Here is a 21,396-nt window from a genome sequence, read left to right as displayed (position 1 = left end):
ACCGTCGGCCCCACGGAGGGCCCCAGGGCCCAAACCCGGGCCCAAAACGGCCGTTGGGCCCGTCGTCCGGTACGCGTGCCCCTGTCGGGGCTTCTCCCCCGTTCAGCCATGGCTGCCTGTCCCCCTCGCTCCAGGTCCCGAGCCCGGCGCCGTGCCGAGCCAGCGGGCTATGGCCTCACTGCGACTGCCGCTGTGCAGCTTGGTGAAGATCCTGTTGATGTGGTTCTTGACGGTCTTTTCGCTGATGAAGCACGTGGCGGCGATCTGCTGGTTGCTCATGCCCGAGGAGATGAGCTCCATGACCTCCGCCTCCCTCGAACTCAGGTCGTACTGCTGCCGGTTGGGCGCATGGGGGCGCCTGCGTTCACTGTCTGTCGAAGACTGTGCCACAACGGGTTGCAGTTGCGAAAGGGCTTCCGGATTTCCCGCCGGTCGCCCCGCCGGCGGCGAAGGCGCCCGCCCCGTGCGAGTGCTGCCGGAATCCGGGCCCGGGGCGTTGTGCGGCACGCCGGCCGTCAGTGCCGTCCCGAGCCCTTCCGGCAGCTGCCTCGGCTGATGGTCCGCCCCTTGGCGCATATGGGCGAGAAGCGCCTTGGCCGCGGTTGCGGTGAAGGGGGCGCGGCCGCTCTTCGTGTCGCGTACGGACTGCACGAGTTCGTCGGCCGTGAACTCGCCGTGCACCAGGTAGCCGCCCGCGCCCAGGCGCAGCGCCTCGTGCACGATGTCGCTCTCGCGGCTGTACGTCAGCATCATCACGGGTGCAACCTGCACCAGGTGCGGCAGGGCGGAGAGGCCGTCCACCCCGGGCATCCGTACGTCGAGCAGGATGACGTCCGGCCGGTGGCGTACGGCGGCCTCGTAGGCCGCGCGCCCGTCCGCGGCCTCGGCCACGACCTCGATGTCCGCCCGGCCGCTGAGCAGGACCCCGAGACCCGCCCGTACGACGGGGTTGTCGTCCGCGACGACGACCCGGAGGGGCCCGGGTGCCGGCCCGTCGGGGGCGGCGGGGAACGCGGGCATCCGCTCGGGCGCGCGGGGCCCGTCGGCGGGAGCCGGGGGCCGCTGGGGGGTCGGCGGGTGCTGGGTGGCCGGGAATGCGGGGGAGCTGAGTTCCGTGCTGAACGGGGAGCCGTGCGAGGACGTGTGCGGGGAGGCGTGGTTCGGCGCCGCCCGGTCCTGGCCCGATGCGCGCGAGACGTCGTCCGGCATTCTGCGACCTCCTCTCAGGAGTGGTGGGGACGAAGGTGCGGGGAGCGGTGGAGCGCGAGCGGTTACGGGTTCGGAGCGGGGGCCCGGGCTGCCGGGTCCGTCGCCCCGGTCGGGGTGAGGGCGGCCGTCGGGAGTTCCACGCGGACCTCCGTGCCCTTGGCCGCCCGTCCCTTGCCGATGCGGATGCGCGCGCCGATGGAGGCCGCGCGTTCCACCATGCCGACGAGCCCGAAGTGGCCGGCCCGCCTCAGGTCGTCGAGCGTGGTGCCCGCGGGCAGGCCCTGGCCGTCGTCGTACACGCTGACGCGCAGGACGTCGCCCTTGATGCCGGCGAGGACGACGAGGTACGTGGGGTGGGCGTGCCGGTTGGCGTTCTCCATCGCTTCGGAGGCGACGGTGAGCAGCTGCCGGGCGACGACCTGCGGGACAAGGGGTACGGGTGTGTCGCCGAGGGTGCGGAACACGGTGTTCATCCCGTGGCGCCGGGTGAAGTCCTCAGCCCTGGAGCGGAGCTCCGCGACGAGGTCGACGCCGCCGTCGAGCCCGGATTCGCGGCGCAGGTCGGAGAGGAGTTCGCGGGACTCGGCGGCGGCCCGGCGGGCGGATCTGGCCACCAGTTCCGCCTGGAGCCGGACGGTGAGCGGGTCCATCCGGTCGGAGGAGCGGGCGAGTCCGTCGGCTGCCAGGGCGAGGCCGTGCAGGGTCTTGGCGACGGAGTCGTGCATCTCCCGTGCCAGCCGGGCGCGTTCGTCCTCGACGGCCACGCTGACGGCGAGACGGGCCCGGGTCTCGGTCAGCGCCTGGCTGGCCGCGCCGACGCGGAGCATCAGATTGCGCAGGGCGACGCCGACGGCTCCCGCGAGTACGCAGAAGCCGGGGAGGAGGAGCACGTCGGCCACGCTCGACTGGGGGCGGTTGTCGACGCTGAAGGCGGCGGCCAGGATCAGGCTCTGCACGACGGCGAAGACGCCGGCGACGCGCCAGCCGTAGAGCAGTCCGGCGAGCAGCGGGGTGCAGACGACCGCGTAACCGAGGGTCGACTCGGGGGTGGCGGTGAACAGGAGCAGCGCACCGAAGACCGTGTCCACCCCGAGGAGCAGCGGGTAGCGCACGAGGAGCGGCCCGAAGCGCTCCCAGTCGCGGTAGAGGGCGTACGAGCCGACGAACGTCACCAGGACCGCCGATCCCACGAGCCAGCCGGCGAGCCCCGGGGCGCTGTTGTCGACCGCTTGGGGGGTGCCGATGGCGATCATGGCGAGCCGGAAGAGGAACACCTGGCGGGCCAGCGCCTGGAGGGCGTTGACCTGGATGGAGACCGTGGGCGCGGGCCCCACCGGGGTGGACAGCGTGTGGCGGGGGTCCGCGGGCTCCGGTCCCGGCTGCAGGGAGATCGTCATCGGCCCGTCGCTCACTCCCCCGTCAGGGACCCGAAGTTGGTGCCGGATCCGAGCAGCATGGCGGCGCCCATGAGGATCACGGTCGCGGGGATCATGAACGTGGTCACCATCAGGGTGGCCCTGGGGACCGCCTTGGCCGCCTTCCGCCGGGCGTTCTGCGCGTCGGTGCGGCGCATGTCGTTGGCGATGGCGATGAGGGTGTCGACGATGGGCGCGCCCAGTTCCTCACCCTGCTGGAGCGCGGTGACGAACATGGCGACCTGGTCGGAGTCGTTGCGTCTGCGCAGCTCGTCGAAGGCCTGGCGGCGGCTGACACCCATGTCCATCTGGCGCAGGGTGATGCGCAGTTCGTCGGCCCACGGGCCCTTGTACTTGTCCGAGACCCGGTCCAGTGCCTGCCGGAAGCCGAGCCCGGCGGAGACGACGACGGCGAGGACGTCCAGGAAGTCGGGGAGCGTGCGGTCGATGTCGTCACGGCGCTTGCGGACGGCGGCCCAGATGCCGACCTCGCCCCAGAAGAGCCCGAAGGCGACCATGAGGAGCGCCACGAAGAACTGGCCGCTGGTGAGCATGACGAAGGCGGCGGTGCCGCCGAGGATGCTGTAGACGGCACGGCGGGCGGCGTAGCGGTCGATGGTGAGGCCGCCTGGGTTGCCCGCCATGTCGATCTTGCGGCGCTTGTCGTTGACCTTCTTGGGTCCCATCAGGCGGAGCACGAGGGGCGCCCAGCGCATTCCGAGACGGTCGATGCCGGAGCCCACCGCGGTGGTGCGGGTCGAGCCCACCTCCAGGGCGAGCGCGAGGTCGCCGGGGAGGGTGGCCTCGGCGCGGTACATCCGTACACCCTTGAAGACGCCGAACACACTGAGGCCGACGACGAGAGCGAGCAGCAGTTCCATATCGGTCCCCTCCTCAGATATCGATCTTGGAAATGCGGCGGATGGCGATGAAGCCGACGGTGTAGAGGCCGAGCGAGACGATGACGGCGACCTGGCCGGCGAACGATCCCGTCATGCGGTCGAGTGCTCCCGGGAGCATCGTGTTGACGAGGAGCATCGCGCCGACGCCGATGGCGGGGACGGCGTACGCGGTGGCGTTGATCTGCGAGAGCTGGGTGCGGACCTCGCGCCGGGTCTCCTTGCGCTCCTCCAGGGTGATGGTGAGGTTGCGCAGCGAGGAGACGACCTGGCCGCCGGCCCGGTTGGAGAGGATGAGGGTGGCGACGAGGACGACCAGTTCGCGGGAGGGCAGGCGGGTGGCGAGCTCGTCCAGCGCGTCGTCGAGCGTGCGGCCCACACCCAGCTGGTCGGCGACGATGCGAAGTTCGTCGCCCGCGGGCGCTTCGAGTTCGTCGGCGGCCATGGCGATGGAGGTGCGCAGGGCGAGCCCGGCCTGGGTGGCGTTGGCCAGCACCCTGGAGATTTCCGGCAGCTGGCTGATGAAGGCCTCGGTGCGCTTGGTGCGGTGCCAGTTCAGGAAGGTGTTGGCGGCCCAGATCCCGGCGAGCCCGGCGAGCGGTCCGAAGAACGAGGCCAGGACGGAGGCCGCGATGAGCCACAGGGCCACCACCCCGGCCACGACGTAGAGGAAGTACTCGCCCGGAGTGACGTCGAGGCCGGTGGCCGCGAGCTTCAGCTCGATCTTCTTGCCCAGTTTCGTACGGCGCAGCCGGCGGTCGACCCCCCGGAAGCGGCGCTGCGGGCCCAGGTCGATCTGGCCGGTCGAGGAGAGCCGGTCGACGAGGGCTTCGCGCTGGGCCTTGCCCGAGGTGTAGGCGTGCAGGCCCAGGACGCCGAGTACGCCGCACAGCAGCGTGACGCCGAGGGTGAGGGGTGCGAGGTTGTCCATGTCGGGGTACCTATCTGGCCTCTCGGGTGGCGAGGTATTCGTCTGACGGGGCGACCCCGAAGGCCTGGGGGATCGGCTGTCCGGCCATGTAGAGCCGGTCGGCGATACGACGCGGGAGCGGGAGGGCCTGGAAGTCACCGTGGATCAGGCCGTCGGTGTCCATCGGCCGGGCGTCGAACCGGGCGACGGTGACGATCTTGTACGGGTCACGGCCGTGCGAGTCGAGCACCGCGATCTCGGTGACCCTCCTGCTGCCGTCGGCGTGCCGGGTCAGCTGGACGATCACGTCCACGGCGCTGTTGATCTGGTCGTGCAGGGCCTCGAAGGGGATCTTGATCTCGGACATCGAGGCGAGGGTCTGGAGCCGCATCAGCGCGTCCTCGGCGCTGTTGGCGTGGACGGTGGCCAGCGAACCGTCGTGGCCGGTCGACATCGCCTGGAGCATGTCGAGCGACTCACCGCCTCGGACCTCACCGACGACGATGCGGTCGGGGCGCATACGCAGGGAGTTGCGGACCAGGTCGCGGATGGTGATCTGGCCCTTCCCCTCCACGTTCGCGGGACGCGACTCCAGCCGGATCACGTGCTTCTGCTGGAGCTGGAGTTCGGCGGAGTCCTCGATGGTGACGATCCGCTCGCCCTCGGGGATGAGTCCGGAGAGCGCGTTGAGCAGCGTGGTCTTCCCGGTGCCCGTGGCCCCGGAGACGATCACGTTGAACTTGGCCTGGACGAGCCCGGCGAGCAGCAGCAGCATGTGCTGGTCCAGCGAGCCGAAGCTGATCATCTCCTGGAGCGAGAAGGACCTGGGGAAGCGCCGGATGGTGAGCGTCGCGCCGGTGAGGGAGAGCGGCGGGATGATGACGTTGACGCGCTCACCGCTGGGGAGGCGGGCGTCCACCATCGGGTTGGCCTCGTCCACACGCCGGTTGACGGTGGAGACGATGCGCTCGATGGTCTGCATCAGCTGCTCGTGGCTGGCGAAGCGCAGGGGGAGCTGCTCGACCCTGCCCGCTCGTTCGACGTAGATCTGGTCGGGTCCGTTGACCATGATCTCCGTGATGGAGGCGTCCTCCAGGAGCGGTTCGAGGACGCCGAGTCCGAGCGCCTCGTCGACGACGCGCCGGATGAGCTGGGAGCGTTCGACGGTGGAGAGGACCGGGCCCTCACGGCTGATGATGTGGCCCAGCACGCGTTCGAGCCGGGCGCGGCGGTCCGCCGTGGCCAGCGAGGACATCTCCGCGAGGTCGATCTCCTCGAGGAGCTTGGCGCGGTACGTCGCGACCAGGTGGCCGTCCTCCCGTCCCCCTCCGCGCTCCTCGGGGGCGGTGATGCGTGCCCGCAGGCTCATGGGTGGTACTCCTCGGATGGGATGGGCGGGGTGCCTAGTCGCGGGGCATGGTGGCGGACTTCTCGACGGTCCGGTCACCGAGCAGGCCGAGCAGGATGTCGGGGATCTTGACGGTGACCGTGACCGTGACCGCGTCGCCCCCCGCGGGCGGCGAGATCTGGGAGCGATCGGCGACCCAGCTGGTCATGGACGCCCTTCCCACCTGCGCGTAGGACCCGGACACGTCCTCCTGCGCGGCGGTACGCGCGGCGGCCCTGGCCGCGGTGCCCGCCTGCTGGGCGGTGTAGGCGATCAGGCCGAGCTGGATGCCGGCGAGGCCGATGAGGATGAGGACGGGGAGGAAGCCGAGGTACTCGATGGCGGTCGAGCCGCGGTCCCTGCCTCTGGCCCTGGCGCTTCCCGGTCTCCGGCCGGCCGCGCAGGGGATGCGTACGGGTGCCATGACGCGTCACTTCCCTTCCGCGGCCGCGCCGGCCGTTGCCGTGACGGGGATGGGGAGGCTGGCGAAGCCGGGGAAGAGGACGGGGGCCTTCAGCCTGACGGTGGCCTTGACCATGTCCGATTCCGGCCCTCTGCAGTCGATCGTCTCGACGGTCTCGTCCCAGGCGCTCGGAAGCCGTTCGTGCACGGCCTCCCGGCATCTGCTCTGCATGTCCCACGCCCCCGCGGCGACCGCTTTGCGTACGCCTTCGTCCGCCGCTCCGCTCGCCAGCGTGAACGTGTAGCCCACCAGGACCGCCTGCCAGAGCAGCACCAGGGTCACCAGGATGATGGGCACCATCCCGGTGAACTCGACGCTCAGCTGCCCGTGGTCACGTCTCAGCCATGTCCGTATCCGGCCCGGCTCTCCCGCGTCCCTCGTCACTGTCGGCCTCCCCCGCTGGTCGTGCCGCCCTTGCGCTTGCGGCCCCCGATCGAGCCCCGGTCGCCGCGCAGCATGCCGCCGCGCGACTCCGCTCCCTGCGAAGGCTTCACGAGTCCGAGCTCTCCCGCCAGGGCCCAGAGGGCCTGTTTCACGGTGGAGCGTGGGTCCAGCTCGTGCATCCGGCCCGAGTCCACGGCGCCCTGGAGCTCCTTGAAGTTCGCCGGGACCGCCGTGCCCGCCATCCGGGTCCCGGTGATCCGCTGGATCAGGGCGGGCTGGATCTCCGTGTTGCGGTTGAAGCGGTTGACGAGGATCACCGTCTCCTCGGCCTTGCGGACCTGGAGCCGGTCCCACATCCGCACGATGCGCTTGGCGCCCCGCACGGCGACGACGTCCGGTGTCGTCACCAGCACGGCGGTGTCGGCCATCTCGATCGCCGCGGCGTTGGCCCCGCTCATCTGGCTTCCGCAGTCGATGACGACGATCTCGTAGCGCGAGCGCAGCGCGCTGACGATCTGTCGGGCCGACCGGTCGCTGACCTCTTCGCCGCGTTCGCCCTCCCCCGGCGCCAGCAGCAGCGCCAGGCCGGTGGTGTGGGAGAACACGGCGTCGGAGAGGACGCGCGGTGATATGTCGGCGATGGCCGCGAGGTCGACGACGGAACGCCGGAACTGCACGTCGAGGTAGGCGGCGACGTCACCGGTCTGGAGGTCCAGGTCGACGAGCGCTGCCGTGCGCCCGGAGGCCTGCGCGGCCAGGGCCAGCTGCACGGCGGTGAGGGTCGTCCCGACCCCGCCCTTGGCCCCGGTGACCGTGACGACCGTGCCGCCGGGGCCGGTGAACACATCGCCGCCCGCCCCGAGGTGACGTCGTACGCCGGTGGACCACTGCGCGGCGGCCTGCACCCGGTTGGCGATCTCCTCGTAGCTCAGGGGGAGGGTGACCAGGCCCCGTGCTCCCGCGTCCATGGCCGCGGCGAAGAGGCCGGGGCTCGCGTCGGCGGTGATCAGCACGACCCCCACGGCGGGGAAGCGCAGGGACACCTCCCGGATCAGCTCCAGGGCGGGCACCGGGCCGATCCCCTCGTGGACCAGCACGACCTCGGGCAGTTCCTCGATGGACTCGCCGGCGAGGCGGGCGAGGGTGTCGATGAGCTGCGTCGAGTCGCCGACCGGAGCGGCCGGCTCCGCGTCCGGGAGCTGGCTGAGCAGGGTGGTGACGGACCTGGCCGCGTCGGGGTCACCGACCGCCGGGAGGATTCTGGTGGTCATCCGACCCTCACTTGTCCTTGTCGAGCGTGTAGGTCCGGTCGCCCGGACGGATGGTGCCGTCGCTGCCGGGGGCGATCAGTGCGAGACGCACGTGCTGGGCGAAGGACTCCGCGTACGCGACGCGCTGGGTGTCGAGGGTGTTGAGCGCGAAGGTGATCGGCACGGCCTCGGTCGCCTGGTTCCTGTCGTCCTTCTTCGGGTCCAGGGCGGTCAGTTCACCGACGTCGAGCACCTTGGCGTTGGAGACGATGACCTTGGACTGGGAGACCTCGCCGTCGCGCTCGCCCGCGAACGTGGCGTAGATGTTCACCTTGTCGTTCGGCCGGATCTTGCCCGCGACGCCCGTCGCGGCGTCGATCATGATGGCGATCTCCTGCTCGCCCGGCCTCAGCTCCGGGCTCCGCACCATCATGTCGGACTGCATCAGGGAACCCGCTTGCAGCTCGGTGACCGCGATCTTGCCGTCGACCTCGTCGATGTCCGTGACGGCGTTGTCCGACAGCCAGCGTTTGGGCATGGAGACCTTCTCGAACTGCCCGGCGGAGAGGTCCGTGTACGGGGCCACGTCCTTCTTGAGCCGGTAGGCGTCGACCTCGGGCCCGACCTTGGAGTTGACGTCGCTGATCACCGAGAGCACCCCGGCGAAGGCACCGAAGGCGCACAGGACCGACAGGAGCAGGAGTATCACGCCGCGGCGCTGGCGGGAGTTCATGGGCCGGACAACCTCGTTCGATTCGGATGCGTGGAGCAGCGGACGGAAAGGGATGCGCGGTGTCTGCGGAGAGCCCGGGGCACGCTAGGTGCCCGGTGGCGCGGCCGCGCCAGGACTCAGGACACCCGGGGAGTGCATTCGGTTCTCCGGCGGTGCCAGCGGGGAGGAACAGAACCCGCAGCGGTCGCCGATGAGCTCCATTCCGCACCAGTGGCAGCTTTCCCGGCGTACGGAGGAAACGAGCTGGTAGATCACGGAGATGTCCGGAAGGAAGGAGGCGAATTCCACCAGCTTCCCGGTGCCCCACCAGCGCGGCGAACCGGAAGGCAACGCACACTCCTGAATGGCCTGTACCCCCCAGGCCGGCGCAAGCGTCTGCTGGACCCATTCCGATGTCAACTGGCCTTTGGCGACCAGCAGTTGTGTGGCGAACGGCGGCCCGGCCGGCAGTTCGGCCGCCTGGCCGATCCTGATCAGCTGAGGGCTGGGGCCGGCGAGCACGGCGAACTGGGATCCCGGCAGCCAGGACTTGGCGTGGGTCTTGAGGCTGACGGGGACCATGTCGAGCCTCGCCACCGAGTTCAGCAGGGCTCCGGCGTGGATGTAGTGGGCGAGCAGCCGGGCCGCCGAGGCCACCACCCCCGGGCTGAAATCGCAGATGGAGAGCTGGCGCAGCTGCCGCACGAGGACGGCCACACCGAGCGGCGGCAGGTCCGTCTTCAGCAGGGCGATGCGGTCGCTCTCCAGGACCGAGCGGATGGCGTGGAGCCTGCGTTCGTGTGCGGGGCCGAGGCCGGTGGGATAGACGGCGATCACGTAACCGTGCTGCTCCAGGAGCAGGTTCATGTCACCGATCGCGAGGTCGAGGGGCTGGGCTTCGGGTGCCTGGAGCAGCGCCGCTGTGGGTGTCTGCTGATCGGTCGGCGGTAGCACGAGATCAGCACTGGTCACTGCTATTGCGGTCGGCACGCTCTTCCCCGTTCCGGCTCCGGCCGTCGTCGGGGGGACTCCGGCCGCAATCGCTCCTGCTCCGTGCTTCTTCCCCAGCACTTTAGCCACGTCGGACCAGGCAGAGAACAGATATCGGAACCCGGTACGAAGACGGTACGGCACAGGCGTTCGCTACGCCTCCGTACGAAATCGGACGAAAAGCAAGGTGGTTAACTCCTGCACCACTGCGCAGAGTTACCGCGGCCGAGCGGGTTTGAAATCCCCGGGAATTCATCCGCCCACGTCAGAACGGATTGCGGCCGCTTTCCGCGGCCCTCCGCGATATCCACTCCGTCACGCTCGACGCGTTCCGACCGAGTCACCCGTGCGAGTGGGTCCGCGCGACCCGGAACGGTCACCCGAAGGTGGGCGCGCACCCTTGTCGCCCCTCCGGGTCCGCCCCGCCGCAGGCATCGGGACCACCAGAGGTCTTGACAACTTGATTGGTCTGGACCAGTTTATCGGCCAACGGTGGCCACCGTTCCCGCCAGCACCCCCAACTCCCCCACCGGAGGCAGCAAGTGGAACGCTCCGCAGGCAGCAGCAGGCACAGAAGACGCCGGGTCCGGCCGCTCCTCGGCGGGACCGTCGCCGTGGTCGCGGCGGGGGCGCTGGGCGTCACCGGGCTCGTCGGCACCGCACAGGCGGCCGACGTCAACGTGGCCAGGAACGCCGGGTTCGAGTCCGGGCTCGCCAACTGGACCTGTTCCGGGGGCAGCGGCGCCACGGTCACCTCCCCCGTGCACGGCGGCTCCTCCGCGCTCAAGGCCACTCCCGCGGGCCAGGACAACGCCAAGTGCACCCAGAGCGTCGCCGTGAAGCCCAGCTCCACCTACACGCTGAGCTCCTGGGTACAGGGCGGTTACGCCTATCTCGGCGCGAGCGGCACGGGCACGACCGACGTCTCCACCTGGTCGCCCGGCTCCAGCAGCTGGACCCAGCTGCGGACCACCTTCACCACCGGCCCCTCCACCACCTCGGTGACCGTCTACACCCACGGCTGGTACGGCCAGGCCGCCTACCTCGCGGACGACGTCGAGGTGAGCGGACCCGACGGCGGCGGTGGCACGGACCCGGGGCCCGCGATCCCCGGGGCACCCGCCGGGCTGGCCGTCGCCACGACGACCACCTCCTCCGTCACCCTGAACTGGAACGCCGTCTCCGGCGCCACCGGCTACACCGTCTACCGCGGCGGCACGAAGGCGACCACCACCACCGGCACCTCCGCGACGGTGACCGGTCTCGCCGCGGACACCGCGTACCAGTTCTCCGTCAGCGCGACGAACGCCGCCGGTGAGTCCGTCAGGTCGGCGACCGTCAGCGGACGTACGGCGAAGGCCACCGACCCGGGCCCCGGCCCGACGACATCGGTCCCCAAGCACGCGGTGACCGGCTACTGGCAGAACTTCAACAACGGCGCCACCGTCCAGAAGCTCAGCGACGTCCCGGCCGACTACGACATCATCGCGGTCTCCTTCGCGGACGCCACGGCCACGCCCGGCGCCGTCACCTTCAACCTGGACTCGGCGGGGCTGAACGGCTACACCGTCGACCAGTTCAAGGCCGACATCAAGGCCAAGCAGGCCGCCGGAAAGAACGTCATCATCTCCGTCGGTGGCGAGAAGGGGTCCGTCGCCGTCAACAGCGACGCCTCCGCCACCGCCTTCGCGGACTCGGTGTACGCGCTCATCCAGGAGTACGGCTTCAACGGCGTCGACATCGACCTGGAGAACGGCCTCAACTCCACCTACATGACGAAGGCCCTGCGCTCCCTGTCGTCGAAGGCGGGCTCCGGCCTCGTCATCACGATGGCCCCGCAGACCATCGACATGCAGTCCACGTCCGGTGAGTACTTCAAGACGGCGCTCAACATCAAGGACATCCTGACCGTCGTCAACATGCAGTACTACAACAGCGGTTCGATGCTGGGCTGCGACGGCAAGGTCTACTCGCAGGGTTCGGTCGACTTCCTCACCGCGCTCGCCTGCATCCAGCTGGAGGGCGGCCTCGCCCCGTCCCAGGTCGGCCTCGGCGTCCCCGCCTCCACCCGCGGCGCGGGCAGCGGCTACGTCGCCCCGTCCGTCGTGAACGCGGCCCTGGACTGCCTGGCCAAGGGCACGGGCTGCGGCTCCTTCAAGCCGTCCAGGACCTACCCGGACCTGCGCGGCGCGATGACCTGGTCCACGAACTGGGACGCCACGGCGGGCAACGCCTGGTCCAAGGCGGTCGGCCCGCACGTCCACGGCCTCCCGTAACGCGAAGGCCCTTCGGTCCAGCAGCGCCGCCGCTCCCCCGGCGGCGCTGCTGCGTACGCCGCCGTCACCAGGGCAGGTCGATCACCTGCTTGACGCAGAGCACGACGAACAGCAGTCCCGCGGCGCCCAGCATCCCGTTGCTCAGCCAGCCGTTGCGCCATTCCCTCGGCGTACGGGACGAGTTGAGCAGCCACAGCAGGGTCAGGGCCAGGAACGGCATGAAGAACGCGCCCAGCACCCCGTAGCCGATGACCAGCCCGAAGGGTTCGTCCAGCCACAGCAGCGTCATCGGCGGGAAGGTCAGCCAGAGCAGATACGCCCGGAAGGGCACGGACCGCTCCTGCCGGCCGACCGTCTCGCCGGTCGCCTTCTCCTCGTCCGTTCCACCGCGAGCGGCCCGGATCCGCTCCACGAAGTCGGCGAACATCAGGCTCACGCCGTGCCACACACCGATGAGCGACGAGAACGACGCGGCGAAGAACCCGACCAGGAAGAGCTTCGCGGTGCCCGCCCCGAAGCGGTCCTCCAGGATGTCGCCGAGGTCGATCAGCCCCTGATCGCCCTTCGTCAGCGCGATCTGCGAGGAGTGCAGCAGCTCCGCGCCGACGATGAGCATCGCGACGACGAAGATGCCGGTCGTGATGTAGGCGACCCGGTTGTCGATCCGCATCACCTTCATCCAGGAGCTGTCGGACCATCCCTTCGCGTTCACCCAGTACCCGTACGCCGCCATGGTGATGGTGCCGCCGACGCCGCCGATCAGCCCGAGCGTGTAGACCAGCGAGCCGTCCGGGAGGACGGGGAGCAGCCCGGCGAAGGAGGCGCCGATGTCCGGCGACACCCGGATCGCGACGTAGACCACGACGATGAACATCACGCCGATCAGGACGGTCATGACCTTCTCGAAGACGGCGTACTGGTTGAACCAGACGAAGACCAGGCCGACCAGCCCGGTGATGATCGCCCAGGTCTTCAGGCCGGGCCCGTCGGGAAAGAGCGCCACGATGGGCAGGGCGCTGGAGGACATGGCCGTCGCGCCGTACACGAAGCCCCAGATGACGACGTACACGGCGAAGTAGCCCGTGGTCCACCCGCCGAGGGTGCGCCAGCCGTCGAAGAGGGTGCGGCCCGTCGCGAGGTGCCAGCGGCCCACGGCCTCCGCGAGGGAGATCTTGACGAGGCAGCCGATCACGGCCGCCCACATGAGGGTGTAGCCGAATTTGCTGCCCGCGATGAGCGTCGCGACCAGGTCCCCCGCTCCGACACCGGTGGCCGCGACGACGATGCCGGGCCCGATGTAGCGCCAAATGGATTTACGCGGCCGGGAGCCCAGCTCCCCCGCCCCTGTGGTTTCGCTTGTCTCCGCCATGTCGATCAACGAAGCGCATCACGCCGGATCGCACAAGGGGGCGCGGCGTACCGGTCGGGCTGTCGTCCGACCGGTACGCCGTCTTCCTAGATCACCAGGCTCAGCGCCGCCGCGACGACGAAGCCCGCGACCGAGAGGACCGTCTCCAGGACCGTCCAGGTCTTCAGGGTGTCGCGCTCGGAGATGCCGAAGTACTTCGAGACCATCCAGAATCCGCCGTCGTTGACGTGCGAGGCGAAGATGGAGCCCGCCGAGATCGCCATGATGATCAGCGCGAGGTGGGCCTGCGACATGTCCTGGCCCTCGACGAGCGGGACGACGATGCCGGCGGTGGTGACGATCGCGACCGTCGCCGAGCCCTGCGCGACCCGCAGGACGACGGAGATCAGCCAGGCGAGCAGGATGACCGGCAGGCCCACGTCGTTGAAGGTGTCGGCGAGCGCGTCGGCGATGCCGCTGCCCTTCAGCACGGCTCCGAAGATGCCGCCCGCGCCGACGACCAGCAGGATGTTGCCGACGGGCTTCAGCGAGGACGTGGAGACCGATTCGAGGGACTTGCGGGACCAGCCCCGGCGGATGCCCAGCAGGTAGTAGGCGAGCAGCAGGGCGATCGTCAGTGCGACGAAGGGGTTGCCGAAGAACTCGATGACGGAGCGCGGGGTCGACGGGTCGAGCGCGATGGAGGAGAACGTCGCGGCCAGGATGAGGATCAGCGGCGTACCGATGATCGCGAGCACCGTGCCGAGCGGGACGGGCTTCTCGTGGGGGGTGACACCGGCGGCGCGCTGCTCGGCGACGACCGCGGCCTTGGCCTCGGCGGCCGCCTCGACCATGTCCTGCGGGACCTCGACGAAGATGCGCTTGCCGATCCAGGCGGCGTATCCCCAGGCGGCGAGGACGGACGGGATGCCGACCACGGCGCCCATCAGGATGACCCAGCCGAGGGAGACGTTGAACAGGCCCGCCGCGGCGACCGGCCCGGGGTGCGGGGGCAGGAACGCGTGGGTCATCGAGAGGCCGGCCAGCAGGGGCATCGCGTACAGGACGACCGACTTGCCGGAGCGCTTGGCGGCGGCGTAGACGATCGGCGCGAGGACGAAGATGCCGACGTCGAAGAAGACCGGGATGCCGAAGATGAGGCCGGTGAGGCCCATGGCGAGCGGGGCGCGCTTCTCGCCGAAGAGGTTCAGCAGGCGGGCGCTGAGGACCTCCGCGCCGCCGGACACCTCCAGGATGGCGCCGAGCATCGTGCCGAGGCCGATGATGATCGCGACGTGCCCGAGGATGCCGCCCATGCCGGATTCGATGACCGAGACGGCGGCCGACTTCTGGACCGTGCCGAAGAGTTCGGTGACGGAGAGTCCGGCACCCAGGCCGACGGCTATGGACACGGCGAGCAGCGCGACGAACGGCTGCAGCCTGACCTTGATGATCAGGACGAGCAGGAGCGCTATCCCGAGGGCGGCGACGGTCAGCAGACCGGGCGTACCGCCGATCAGGAGCAGCAGTCCACCGGTGTGGGGTGGCGCTTCGGGGGCGGGGGCGGCGGCGGCGAGCAGCATGAGCGGTCAACTCCGTTGGTGACGGGGTCCTTCGGGGCAGGGAGGAGCGCGGCACGGCGCCCCTCGGGGGAAGGGGTGGGGCGCCGTGCCGTGAGGTGGCGGTTCAGGGGTGCCGGCTCTCCGGGGGCGGATCGCCGGGCCGGCGGATCAGATGATCAGCCGAGGACCGCGAGCGCGTCGATCTCGATGAGCAGGCCCTTGGGCAGTCCGACGTACACCGTCGTACGTGCGGCGGCGGGGGCCTTGAGGCCCTGCTCCTCGAAGTACTCGTTGTAGATGGCGTTCATCTCGGCGAAGTGGTCGACGTCCGTGAGGTAGACGCGCATCATCATCACGTCGTCCCAGCTCGCGCCGCCCTCCTCCAGGATCGCCTTGACGTTGGCGAAGGTCTGGAGGGTCTGCTCGCGCAGCGTCGGACCGGCCGGGGTGGGGGCCTGGCCCTCGACGGCGGGCAGGAAGCCGACCTGACCGGCGACCTGGAGGATGTTGCCCTTCTTCACGCCGTGCGAGAACTTGGCGGGCGGGGCGGTGTGGGTGCTGGGGGTGAGGGCGGTCTTCTCGGTCATGGCGGTTCAGGCTTTCTTGGTGGGGGCGGTGCCGGAGTACTCCCGGCTGATGGTCTCCGCGGTGCGGCGCACCAGGGGGAGCAGGGTGAGGAGTTCCTCGGCCGTGACGACCACGTTCGGCGCGGACACCGACATGGCCGCGACGACGCGCCCGTCCGCGCCCCGGATGGGGGCGCCGACGCAGTTGATGGACTCCTCGTGGCCGCCGAGGTCGGTGGCCCAGCCCTGTTCGCGTACGACGGCGAGTTCCTTGAGGAAGGCGCCGGCGTTCGGGAGCGAACGGGACGTGTACATGGGGTAGTCGAGCCGTTCGGCGATGGCGCGCCGTTCGGGCTCGGCGAGGTCGGCGAGGAGCAGCTTGGCGACCGCGGCGACGGTGATCGCGACGGGTTTGCCGATCCGTGAGTACATCCGCACGGGGTAGCGGCTCTCGACCTTGTCGATGTAGAGGACCTCGTTCTCCTCGTACACCGCGAGGTGGACGGTGTGCCCGCACTGCTCGTTGAGTGCGACGAGGTGGCCGTGGGCGATCTCGCGTACGTCGAGGTTCTCGACGGCTTCCTGCGCGAGGGCGAAGAGCCGGGCGCCGAGGCGGTAGCGCTGGTCCTCCTGGCGGTAGACCAGTCCGTGCTCGTGGAGCGTACGGAGCAGGCGCAGCGCCGTGGACTTGTGGACCCCGAGCCGCTCGGCGACCTGGCCGAGGTCGGCGGGGCCCTGGGCGAGCAGCGGCAGGATGCTCAGCGCGCGGTCGACGGTCTGGCTCATGTGACTCGTACCTCCTCGTTCGCCCCTGCGGCGGCTGTCCAGCCGGGGCCGAGACGAAGTGTGCCCCAGGCCTCGTCGTCCAGGGCGGCGAGCCGGTCGGCGTACGCCCGGGGCGGGGGGCCGGTGAGGTCGCCGGGGACGGTGAGGACGGCGGCGGCCATGAGGTGGCCGTGCCGGGCACGGTCGCGTACGGGCAGGTCGCGCAGGGTCGCGGAGAGGAAGCCCGCGGCGAAGGCGTCGCCCGCGCCGACGGCGGCGACGACGTCGACGCGAAGGGAGGGGACGGTGGTGACGGTGTCCGCGCCGCTCCCGGTCCTGGAGAAGACCGTGGCACCGTCCGAGCCGCGCTTGACGACGAGGACGTCCGGCTCCGGGAGAGCGGCGCGGACGGCTTCGGTGCCGTGGACGCCCCAGGCCTCCTCCGCCTCGTCCTCGCCGACGAAGACGAGGTCGCTGCGGCGGGCGAGGTCGAGCAGGACCTCCGGGCCGGCCTCGCCGTCGCGCCACAGGCCGGGGCGGTGGTTGACGTCGAAGGAGATCAGGGGGCGGCCGTCGCGGGGGGCGGTGAGGTCGTGGAGGAGGGCCAGGCAGTCGGCGGAGAGCGCGGCGGTGATGCCGGACAGGTGCAGGACGCGGGTGTCGAGGAGGTCCTCGTACGGCACGTTGTGCGGGGACATCGCGGAGGCGGCGGAGCCGGCCCGGTAGTAGGCGACCTCGTGGGTGTCGGTGGCCCGGTCCGTCGCCGTGCGGAAGTAGATGCCGGTGGGGCGGCCCGGGTCGCGGCGGACGGCGGAGGTGTCGACGCCGTAGCCGGTGATCGTGTCGACGAGGTGGTCGCCGAAGCCGTCGGCGCCGACCCGGCCGACCCACTTCGCCCGGTGGCCCGCCGCCGCGAGCGCGCAGGCGACGTTGGACTCGGCACCACCGATGCCCCGGCCGAAGGAGGGGACGTCGGCGAGGCGGCCGGGCTGCGAGGGCAGGAACGTCACCATGGACTCGCCGAGGCAGACGACGTCCGCGGTGGCTGTCCTGGCTGCGGATCCGGGCACTCTGGGCTCCTCGTGGTCGGTCGTCGGGCGCCGGTGGTCACCATTGACCAGGCATCGGCTCGGATGTTAGACAGCGTCAAGCGATATGCGCAATGGGCGTTGCAGAGAATGCAACGATCACTTTTCCCGAGGAGGATCCCTTGGCCGCCCAGCAGTCCGCCGAACAGTCCGTGACGGCCCTCTCCGGTGAAGTGGTCGACCACCGCTTCAAGGCCCTGCCGCCCGACGCGCAGGGGCTGACCGTCGGCGCCCTGGCGGCCGAGCGCCGCAACCTCTTCACGGGCGGCTTCACCACCCCCGTGCTGGCCCTGTCCGCCGAGTCGCTCGAGGCGAACCTCGCGCTGCTGGAGACGTACGCGGAGCGGCACGGCCTGGCCTTCGCACCGCACGGCAAGACGTCGATGTCCCCGCAGCTCTTCGCCCGTCAGCTGGAGTACGGCGCGTGGGGCATCACCGCCGCCGTCCCCCACCAGGCACGGGTGTACCGGGCGTACGGCATCGCGCGGATCTTCCTGGCCAACGAGCTCGTCGACGCGGTGGCCCTGCGCTGGCTGGCCGGTGAGCTGGACGCCGATCCGGACTTCACGTTCGCCTGTTACGTCGACTCCGTGCGCGGCGTCGAGCTGATGGACGAGGCCCTGCGCGCGGCGGGTGCCGTGCGCCCCGTGGACGTCGTGGTGGAGCTGGGCGCGGGTGAGGGCGCCCGCACCGGCGCCCGCACGGAGGCCGACTGCGCGGCGGTCGCCGACGCGGTGGCGGCCACGTCCACCCTGCGGCTGGTGGGCGTCGCGGGTTACGAGGGCGAGGTGCCCGACGCCTCCCCCGAGCGCGTACGCGAGTGGCTGCGCCGGCTCGTCGCGCTGGCAGCGGACTTCGACGCCGCCGGCCGCTTCGCCGCGCTCGCCGAGGGCGAGCAGATCCTGGTCAGCGCGGGCGGCAGCGCGTGGTTCGACGCGGTCGCCGACGTCTTCGCCCGGATCCCCGCGCTGAGCCGGCCCGTCCTCAAGCTGCTGCGCTCCGGGGCGTACGTCAGCCACGACGACGGCCACTACCGCCACATCACCCCCTTCAACCGGATCCCCGAGGAGGGCACGCTGCGGCCCGCCTTCCGCCTCTGGGCCCAGGTCGTCTCCCGCCCCACCCCCGAGCAGGCCTTCGTCAACGCCGGCAAGCGTGACGCGGCGTACGACATCGACCTCCCCGAGGCGCAGGTCGTCCGCTCCGCGCGAGACGGATCGGTGCGGCCGGCCACCGGAATCACCGTCAGCGGACTGTCGGACCAGCACGGCTGGGTGCGTACGGAGGAGGGCGCCGAGCTGGAGGTGGGCGACTGGATCGGCATGGGTCTCTCGCACCCCTGCACGTCGTTCGACAAGTGGCAGCTGATCCCGCTGGTCGAGGCCGACGGCACGGTCACGGATTACATCCGCACCTTCTTCTGATCCCCGCGCCCCCTCCCCCACCCCTCGAAAGGCGACTCCCATGGACCTGGTCATCCGCGACGCCCGCGTCGTCGACGGCACCGGCGCCCCCTCCTACCGCGCCGACGTAGGCATCACGGACGGCCGGATCACCGAGATCCGCGGGGAGGGCGACGGCCCCCGCCCCACCGCCGCCCGCACCCTGGACGCCGACGGCCTCGCGCTCTCGCCGGGCTTCATCGACATGCACGCGCACAGCGACCTCGCGCTGCTGCGCGACCCCGACCACAGCGCGAAGGCCGCCCAGGGCGTCACCCTGGAGGTGCTCGGCCAGGACGGTCTGTCGTACGCCCCCGCCGACGACCGCACCCTCGCCGAGGTCCGCCGCTCCATCGCCGGCTGGAACGGCGACGGAAGCGACATCGACTTCGACTGGCGCACCGTCGGCGGTTATCTGGACCGCCTCGACCGCAACTTCGGCGGCGAGGGCGTCGCCGTCAACGCCGCCTACCTGATCCCGCAGGGCACCGTCCGGATGCTCGCCGTCGGGTGGGACGACCGCCCCGCCACCGGCGCCGAGCTGGACCGCATGAAGGAGCTCGTCGCCCAGGGCATGGCCGAGGGCGCGGTCGGCATGTCCTCGGGCCTGACGTACACCCCCGGGATGTACGCGAAGGACGCCGAACTCACCGAGCTGTGCCGGGTGGTGGCCGCGCACGACGGCTACTACTGCCCGCACCACCGCTCGTACGGGGCGGGAGCGCTCCAGGCGTACGAGGAGATGGTGCGGCTCACCCGCGACGCCGGCTGCGCTCTCCATCTCGCCCACGCCACGATGAACTTCGGCGTGAACAAGGGCAAGGCCCCCGAGCTCCTCTCCCTCCTGGACGAGGCGCTCGCGGCGGGCGCGGACATCTCGCTCGACACCTATCCGTACACGCCCGGCTGCACGACCCTCGTGGCGATGCTGCCGAGCTGGGCGAACGAGGGCGGGCCGGAGTCGGTCCTGACCCGGCTCGCCGACGGGGAGACGGCCGAGCGGATCCGTCACGTCGTCGAGACCGTGGGGTCCGACGGCTGCCACGGCGTCCCCATCGAGTGGGACAGGATCGAGATCTCCGGCGTCGGCTCACCGGCCCTGTCCGGATACGTCGGCCGTACGGTGGCCGAGTCCGCCCGGCTGCGCGGCGAGGAGCCCTGGGTGACGGCCCGTCGGCTGCTCGTCGAGGACCGGCTGGGCACGACGATCCTCCAGCACGTCGGCCACGAGGAGAACGTCCGGCAGATCATGCGCCACCGGGTGCACACCGGGGGCAGCGACGGCATCCTCCAGGGCGACAAGCCGCACCCCCGCGCGTACGGCACGTTCCCCCAATACCTCGGCCGGTACGTGCGGGAGCTGGGCATCCTCACGCTGGAGGAGTGCGTCGCGCACCTCACGTCCCGCCCGGCCGCCCGCCTGCGCCTTCCGGACCGCGGGTACGTCCGTGAGGGCTACCGCGCGGACCTGGTCCTCTTCGACCCGGCCACGGTGGCGGCAGGCTCGACCTTCGACGAGCCGCGCACCCTCCCGGTGGGCGTCCCGCACGTCCTGATCGACGGTCGCTTCGTCATCGAGGACGGCAAGCGGACGTCCGTCCTGGCGGGCCGGTCGGTACGGGGCGGCGGACGGGTTTCGAGGGGCTGAGGAACGGCCTGCCGCCCCGCACGGCAGCCCTCACGTGCGGGAGCGGGGATGGTTCTGGTCGCGCCAGGCTCGGGGCGAGACCCCGAACGTCCGTTTGAACACCTTGCTGAAGTGGGTCGCGTCCACGAAGCCCCAACTCCGGCCTATCGCCGCGATGGTCCGCAGCCGCCCGTTCGGCCCGGCCAGCTCCCGCCTGCATTCGGCCAGACGGCGGGTACGAATCCAGTCCCCGAGGCTGATTCCCGACCGCGACAGGACCGCGTAGAGATGACGTACGGAGATGCCGTGCACGGCGGCGATCTGTGCCGCCGACAGACCGGGATCAGCCAGGTGGGACCGGATGTACTGGGTGATCCGCAGGCTGAGTGTGGCTTCCAACGGGCCCTTGGCCAGGCCGGAGTCGCCGTACTGGGACGTCAGGACGGCGCGGAGGAGTCCGACGCTGGGTTCCACGACGGTGTCGGCGTGCACACCCTGGTGCAGTTCTTCGCTGACGGCCAGTTGGGAGAAGTAGGTGAAGGCGAGGCGCGCGACGGGGTTGCCGGGCCCCAGGGGGACCGCGGTGACGTCTCGGAGTAATCGGTCGGGGAGCGCGAGCACCGCGCGGGGGAACCGGATGAAGCGGTGGTCGACTCCCTCGTCGAAGAGGAGGGTGTAGGGAGAGATCGATTCGTAGACGACGCAGTCCCCCGGCCCCAGCAGGCACTCGCGTCCGTTCTGCACCACCATGCTGCTGCCCGTCATCTGGACACCGAGAGAGACGGCCGGCTCCTCGTCCTCGCGGGCGAGCCGCTCCGTCCGACGCATCCTGACCGCGGTCGCCCGCGCCGAGCAGATCTTGATGGGCCCCACGGTGCCGAGCCCAAGGCGGACGCTGATGTCCTCGGCCGGAGGGCCGTGGTCGATATCGATGGCCACCATGGACTTCCACACCGCGTTCCGGACCACTTCCTCCCGGTCCCGCGACGGTATGAACGCGGTGTCCAGGGCCGGGCTCATGCGGCAGACCTCCGTCTGCTCCGACCACAGAGCCGACCTGGCAGCACTTCGGCCCGTTGCCCCATTCGCTCCCCCTCGGCGCG

General features: G+C 70.7%; 19 protein-coding genes. 3 read left to right on the top strand and 16 right to left on the bottom strand.

Annotation, left to right across the window (positions count from 1 at the left end):
• Nucleotides 1–102 precede the first annotated feature (102 nt).
• The 10 genes from ACIP63_RS10940 to ACIP63_RS10895 form a co-directional block, all read right to left on the bottom strand.
• The gene (locus ACIP63_RS10940; RefSeq protein ID WP_401513556.1) at nt 103–1,209 is read right to left on the bottom strand and encodes a response regulator; all 1,107 of its coding nucleotides are present in this window, start codon (nt 1,207–1,209) and stop codon (nt 103–105) included.
• A 62-nt stretch (nt 1,210–1,271) separates the two neighbouring features.
• Nucleotides 1,272–2,606 carry a sensor histidine kinase gene (locus ACIP63_RS10935; RefSeq protein WP_401513553.1) on the bottom strand — a complete coding sequence of 445 codons (1,335 nt, stop codon included), beginning with the start codon at nt 2,604–2,606 and terminating at the stop codon, nt 1,272–1,274.
• An 11-nt stretch (nt 2,607–2,617) separates the two neighbouring features.
• Complete coding sequence (locus tag ACIP63_RS10930; RefSeq protein ID WP_401513550.1) at nt 2,618–3,505, bottom strand: DUF5936 domain-containing protein; 888 nt, start codon at nt 3,503–3,505, stop codon at nt 2,618–2,620.
• A 13-nt stretch (nt 3,506–3,518) separates the two neighbouring features.
• Nucleotides 3,519–4,454, bottom strand: a complete 936-nt coding sequence (locus ACIP63_RS10925) for a type II secretion system F family protein (RefSeq protein ID WP_401513547.1) — start codon at nt 4,452–4,454, stop codon at nt 3,519–3,521.
• A gap of 10 nt (nt 4,455–4,464) precedes the next feature.
• Nucleotides 4,465–5,802, bottom strand: coding sequence for a CpaF family protein (locus ACIP63_RS10920; protein ID WP_401513544.1), 1,338 nt, complete (start codon nt 5,800–5,802; stop codon nt 4,465–4,467).
• Between the two features lie 34 nt (nt 5,803–5,836).
• Nucleotides 5,837–6,244, bottom strand: coding sequence for a TadE/TadG family type IV pilus assembly protein (locus tag ACIP63_RS10915; protein WP_401513542.1), 408 nt, complete (start codon nt 6,242–6,244; stop codon nt 5,837–5,839).
• Nucleotides 6,245–6,250: 6 nt separating this feature from the next.
• Complete coding sequence (locus tag ACIP63_RS10910; RefSeq protein WP_401513539.1) at nt 6,251–6,667, bottom strand: TadE family protein; 417 nt, start codon at nt 6,665–6,667, stop codon at nt 6,251–6,253.
• Entirely contained in the window at nt 6,664–7,938 is a 1,275-nt protein-coding gene (locus ACIP63_RS10905; protein WP_401513537.1) for an AAA family ATPase, read from the bottom strand. The genes ACIP63_RS10910 and ACIP63_RS10905 overlap by 4 nt, the downstream gene beginning before the upstream one ends.
• 7 nt (nt 7,939–7,945) lie before the next feature.
• Nucleotides 7,946–8,650: a Flp pilus assembly protein CpaB gene (gene cpaB / locus ACIP63_RS10900; protein WP_401513534.1), complete on the bottom strand. Its 705-nt coding sequence runs from the start codon at nt 8,648–8,650 to the stop codon at nt 7,946–7,948.
• A gap of 84 nt (nt 8,651–8,734) precedes the next feature.
• The gene (locus tag ACIP63_RS10895) at nt 8,735–9,601 is read right to left on the bottom strand and encodes a hypothetical protein (RefSeq protein ID WP_401513532.1); all 867 of its coding nucleotides are present in this window, start codon (nt 9,599–9,601) and stop codon (nt 8,735–8,737) included.
• Nucleotides 9,602–10,161: 560 nt separating this feature from the next.
• On the opposite strand from ACIP63_RS10895, the gene ACIP63_RS10890 reads away from it, so the two are divergent.
• Nucleotides 10,162–11,895, top strand: a complete 1,734-nt coding sequence (locus tag ACIP63_RS10890; RefSeq protein WP_401513530.1) for a chitinase — start codon at nt 10,162–10,164, stop codon at nt 11,893–11,895.
• 64 nt (nt 11,896–11,959) lie between these two features.
• On the opposite strand, the gene ACIP63_RS10885 is transcribed toward ACIP63_RS10890, so the two are convergent.
• The 5 genes from ACIP63_RS10885 to ACIP63_RS10865 all read right to left on the bottom strand — a co-directional run bounded on the left by ACIP63_RS10885 (nt 11,960) and on the right by ACIP63_RS10865 (nt 17,206).
• Nucleotides 11,960–13,264: an Nramp family divalent metal transporter gene (locus ACIP63_RS10885; protein WP_401513527.1), complete on the bottom strand. Its 1,305-nt coding sequence runs from the start codon at nt 13,262–13,264 to the stop codon at nt 11,960–11,962.
• Nucleotides 13,265–13,350: 86 nt separating this feature from the next.
• Complete coding sequence (locus ACIP63_RS10880; RefSeq protein WP_401513524.1) at nt 13,351–14,826, bottom strand: GntP family permease; 1,476 nt, start codon at nt 14,824–14,826, stop codon at nt 13,351–13,353.
• A gap of 155 nt (nt 14,827–14,981) precedes the next feature.
• Nucleotides 14,982–15,392 (bottom strand): RidA family protein, encoded by a 411-nt coding sequence (locus ACIP63_RS10875; RefSeq protein ID WP_104788630.1) that lies wholly within the window; start codon nt 15,390–15,392, stop codon nt 14,982–14,984.
• 6 nt (nt 15,393–15,398) lie between these two features.
• Nucleotides 15,399–16,157: an IclR family transcriptional regulator gene (locus ACIP63_RS10870; protein ID WP_401513520.1), complete on the bottom strand. Its 759-nt coding sequence runs from the start codon at nt 16,155–16,157 to the stop codon at nt 15,399–15,401.
• Nucleotides 16,154–17,206 carry a sugar kinase gene (locus ACIP63_RS10865; protein WP_401513517.1) on the bottom strand — a complete coding sequence of 351 codons (1,053 nt, stop codon included), beginning with the start codon at nt 17,204–17,206 and terminating at the stop codon, nt 16,154–16,156. The genes ACIP63_RS10870 and ACIP63_RS10865 overlap by 4 nt, the downstream gene beginning before the upstream one ends.
• A 140-nt stretch (nt 17,207–17,346) precedes the next feature.
• On the opposite strand from ACIP63_RS10865, the gene ACIP63_RS10860 reads away from it, so the two are divergent.
• Nucleotides 17,347–18,648 (top strand): alanine racemase, encoded by a 1,302-nt coding sequence (locus ACIP63_RS10860; RefSeq protein ID WP_401513514.1) that lies wholly within the window; start codon nt 17,347–17,349, stop codon nt 18,646–18,648.
• Between the two features lie 40 nt (nt 18,649–18,688).
• Nucleotides 18,689–20,314, top strand: coding sequence for an amidohydrolase family protein (locus tag ACIP63_RS10855; RefSeq protein ID WP_401513512.1), 1,626 nt, complete (start codon nt 18,689–18,691; stop codon nt 20,312–20,314).
• Nucleotides 20,315–20,344: 30 nt separating this feature from the next.
• Here ACIP63_RS10855 and ACIP63_RS10850 read toward each other — a convergent pair whose 3' ends face one another.
• On the bottom strand, nt 20,345–21,313 hold the full coding sequence (locus ACIP63_RS10850; protein WP_401513509.1) for a helix-turn-helix domain-containing protein: 969 nt from the start codon (nt 21,311–21,313) through the stop codon (nt 20,345–20,347).
• Nucleotides 21,314–21,396 lie beyond the last annotated feature (83 nt).

The sequence above is a fragment of the Streptomyces sp. NPDC088746 genome, from assembly GCF_044751065.1.
Lineage (GTDB): Bacteria > Actinomycetota > Actinomycetes > Streptomycetales > Streptomycetaceae > Streptomyces.
The sequence above is the reverse complement of the archived record's forward strand: the minus strand, read 5'-3'. Positions and strand labels throughout refer to the sequence as shown.

Coding starts and splice junctions, on each gene's coding strand:
- ACIP63_RS10940 (WP_401513556.1), bottom strand. CDS start 1,209: ATGCCGGACGACGTCTCGCGCGCATCGGGCCAGGACCGGGCGGCGCCG.
- ACIP63_RS10935 (WP_401513553.1), bottom strand. CDS start 2,606: ATGACGATCTCCCTGCAGCCGGGACCGGAGCCCGCGGACCCCCGCCAC.
- ACIP63_RS10930 (WP_401513550.1), bottom strand. CDS start 3,505: ATGGAACTGCTGCTCGCTCTCGTCGTCGGCCTCAGTGTGTTCGGCGTC.
- ACIP63_RS10925 (WP_401513547.1), bottom strand. CDS start 4,454: ATGGACAACCTCGCACCCCTCACCCTCGGCGTCACGCTGCTGTGCGGC.
- ACIP63_RS10920 (WP_401513544.1), bottom strand. CDS start 5,802: ATGAGCCTGCGGGCACGCATCACCGCCCCCGAGGAGCGCGGAGGGGGA.
- ACIP63_RS10915 (WP_401513542.1), bottom strand. CDS start 6,244: ATGGCACCCGTACGCATCCCCTGCGCGGCCGGCCGGAGACCGGGAAGC.
- ACIP63_RS10905 (WP_401513537.1), bottom strand. CDS start 7,938: ATGACCACCAGAATCCTCCCGGCGGTCGGTGACCCCGACGCGGCCAGG.
- cpaB (WP_401513534.1), bottom strand. CDS start 8,650: ATGAACTCCCGCCAGCGCCGCGGCGTGATACTCCTGCTCCTGTCGGTC.
- ACIP63_RS10885 (WP_401513527.1), bottom strand. CDS start 13,264: ATGGCGGAGACAAGCGAAACCACAGGGGCGGGGGAGCTGGGCTCCCGG.
- ACIP63_RS10880 (WP_401513524.1), bottom strand. CDS start 14,826: ATGCTGCTCGCCGCCGCCGCCCCCGCCCCCGAAGCGCCACCCCACACC.
- ACIP63_RS10875 (WP_104788630.1), bottom strand. CDS start 15,392: ATGACCGAGAAGACCGCCCTCACCCCCAGCACCCACACCGCCCCGCCC.
- ACIP63_RS10870 (WP_401513520.1), bottom strand. CDS start 16,157: ATGAGCCAGACCGTCGACCGCGCGCTGAGCATCCTGCCGCTGCTCGCC.
- ACIP63_RS10855 (WP_401513512.1), top strand. CDS start 18,689: ATGGACCTGGTCATCCGCGACGCCCGCGTCGTCGACGGCACCGGCGCC.
- ACIP63_RS10850 (WP_401513509.1), bottom strand. CDS start 21,313: ATGAGCCCGGCCCTGGACACCGCGTTCATACCGTCGCGGGACCGGGAG.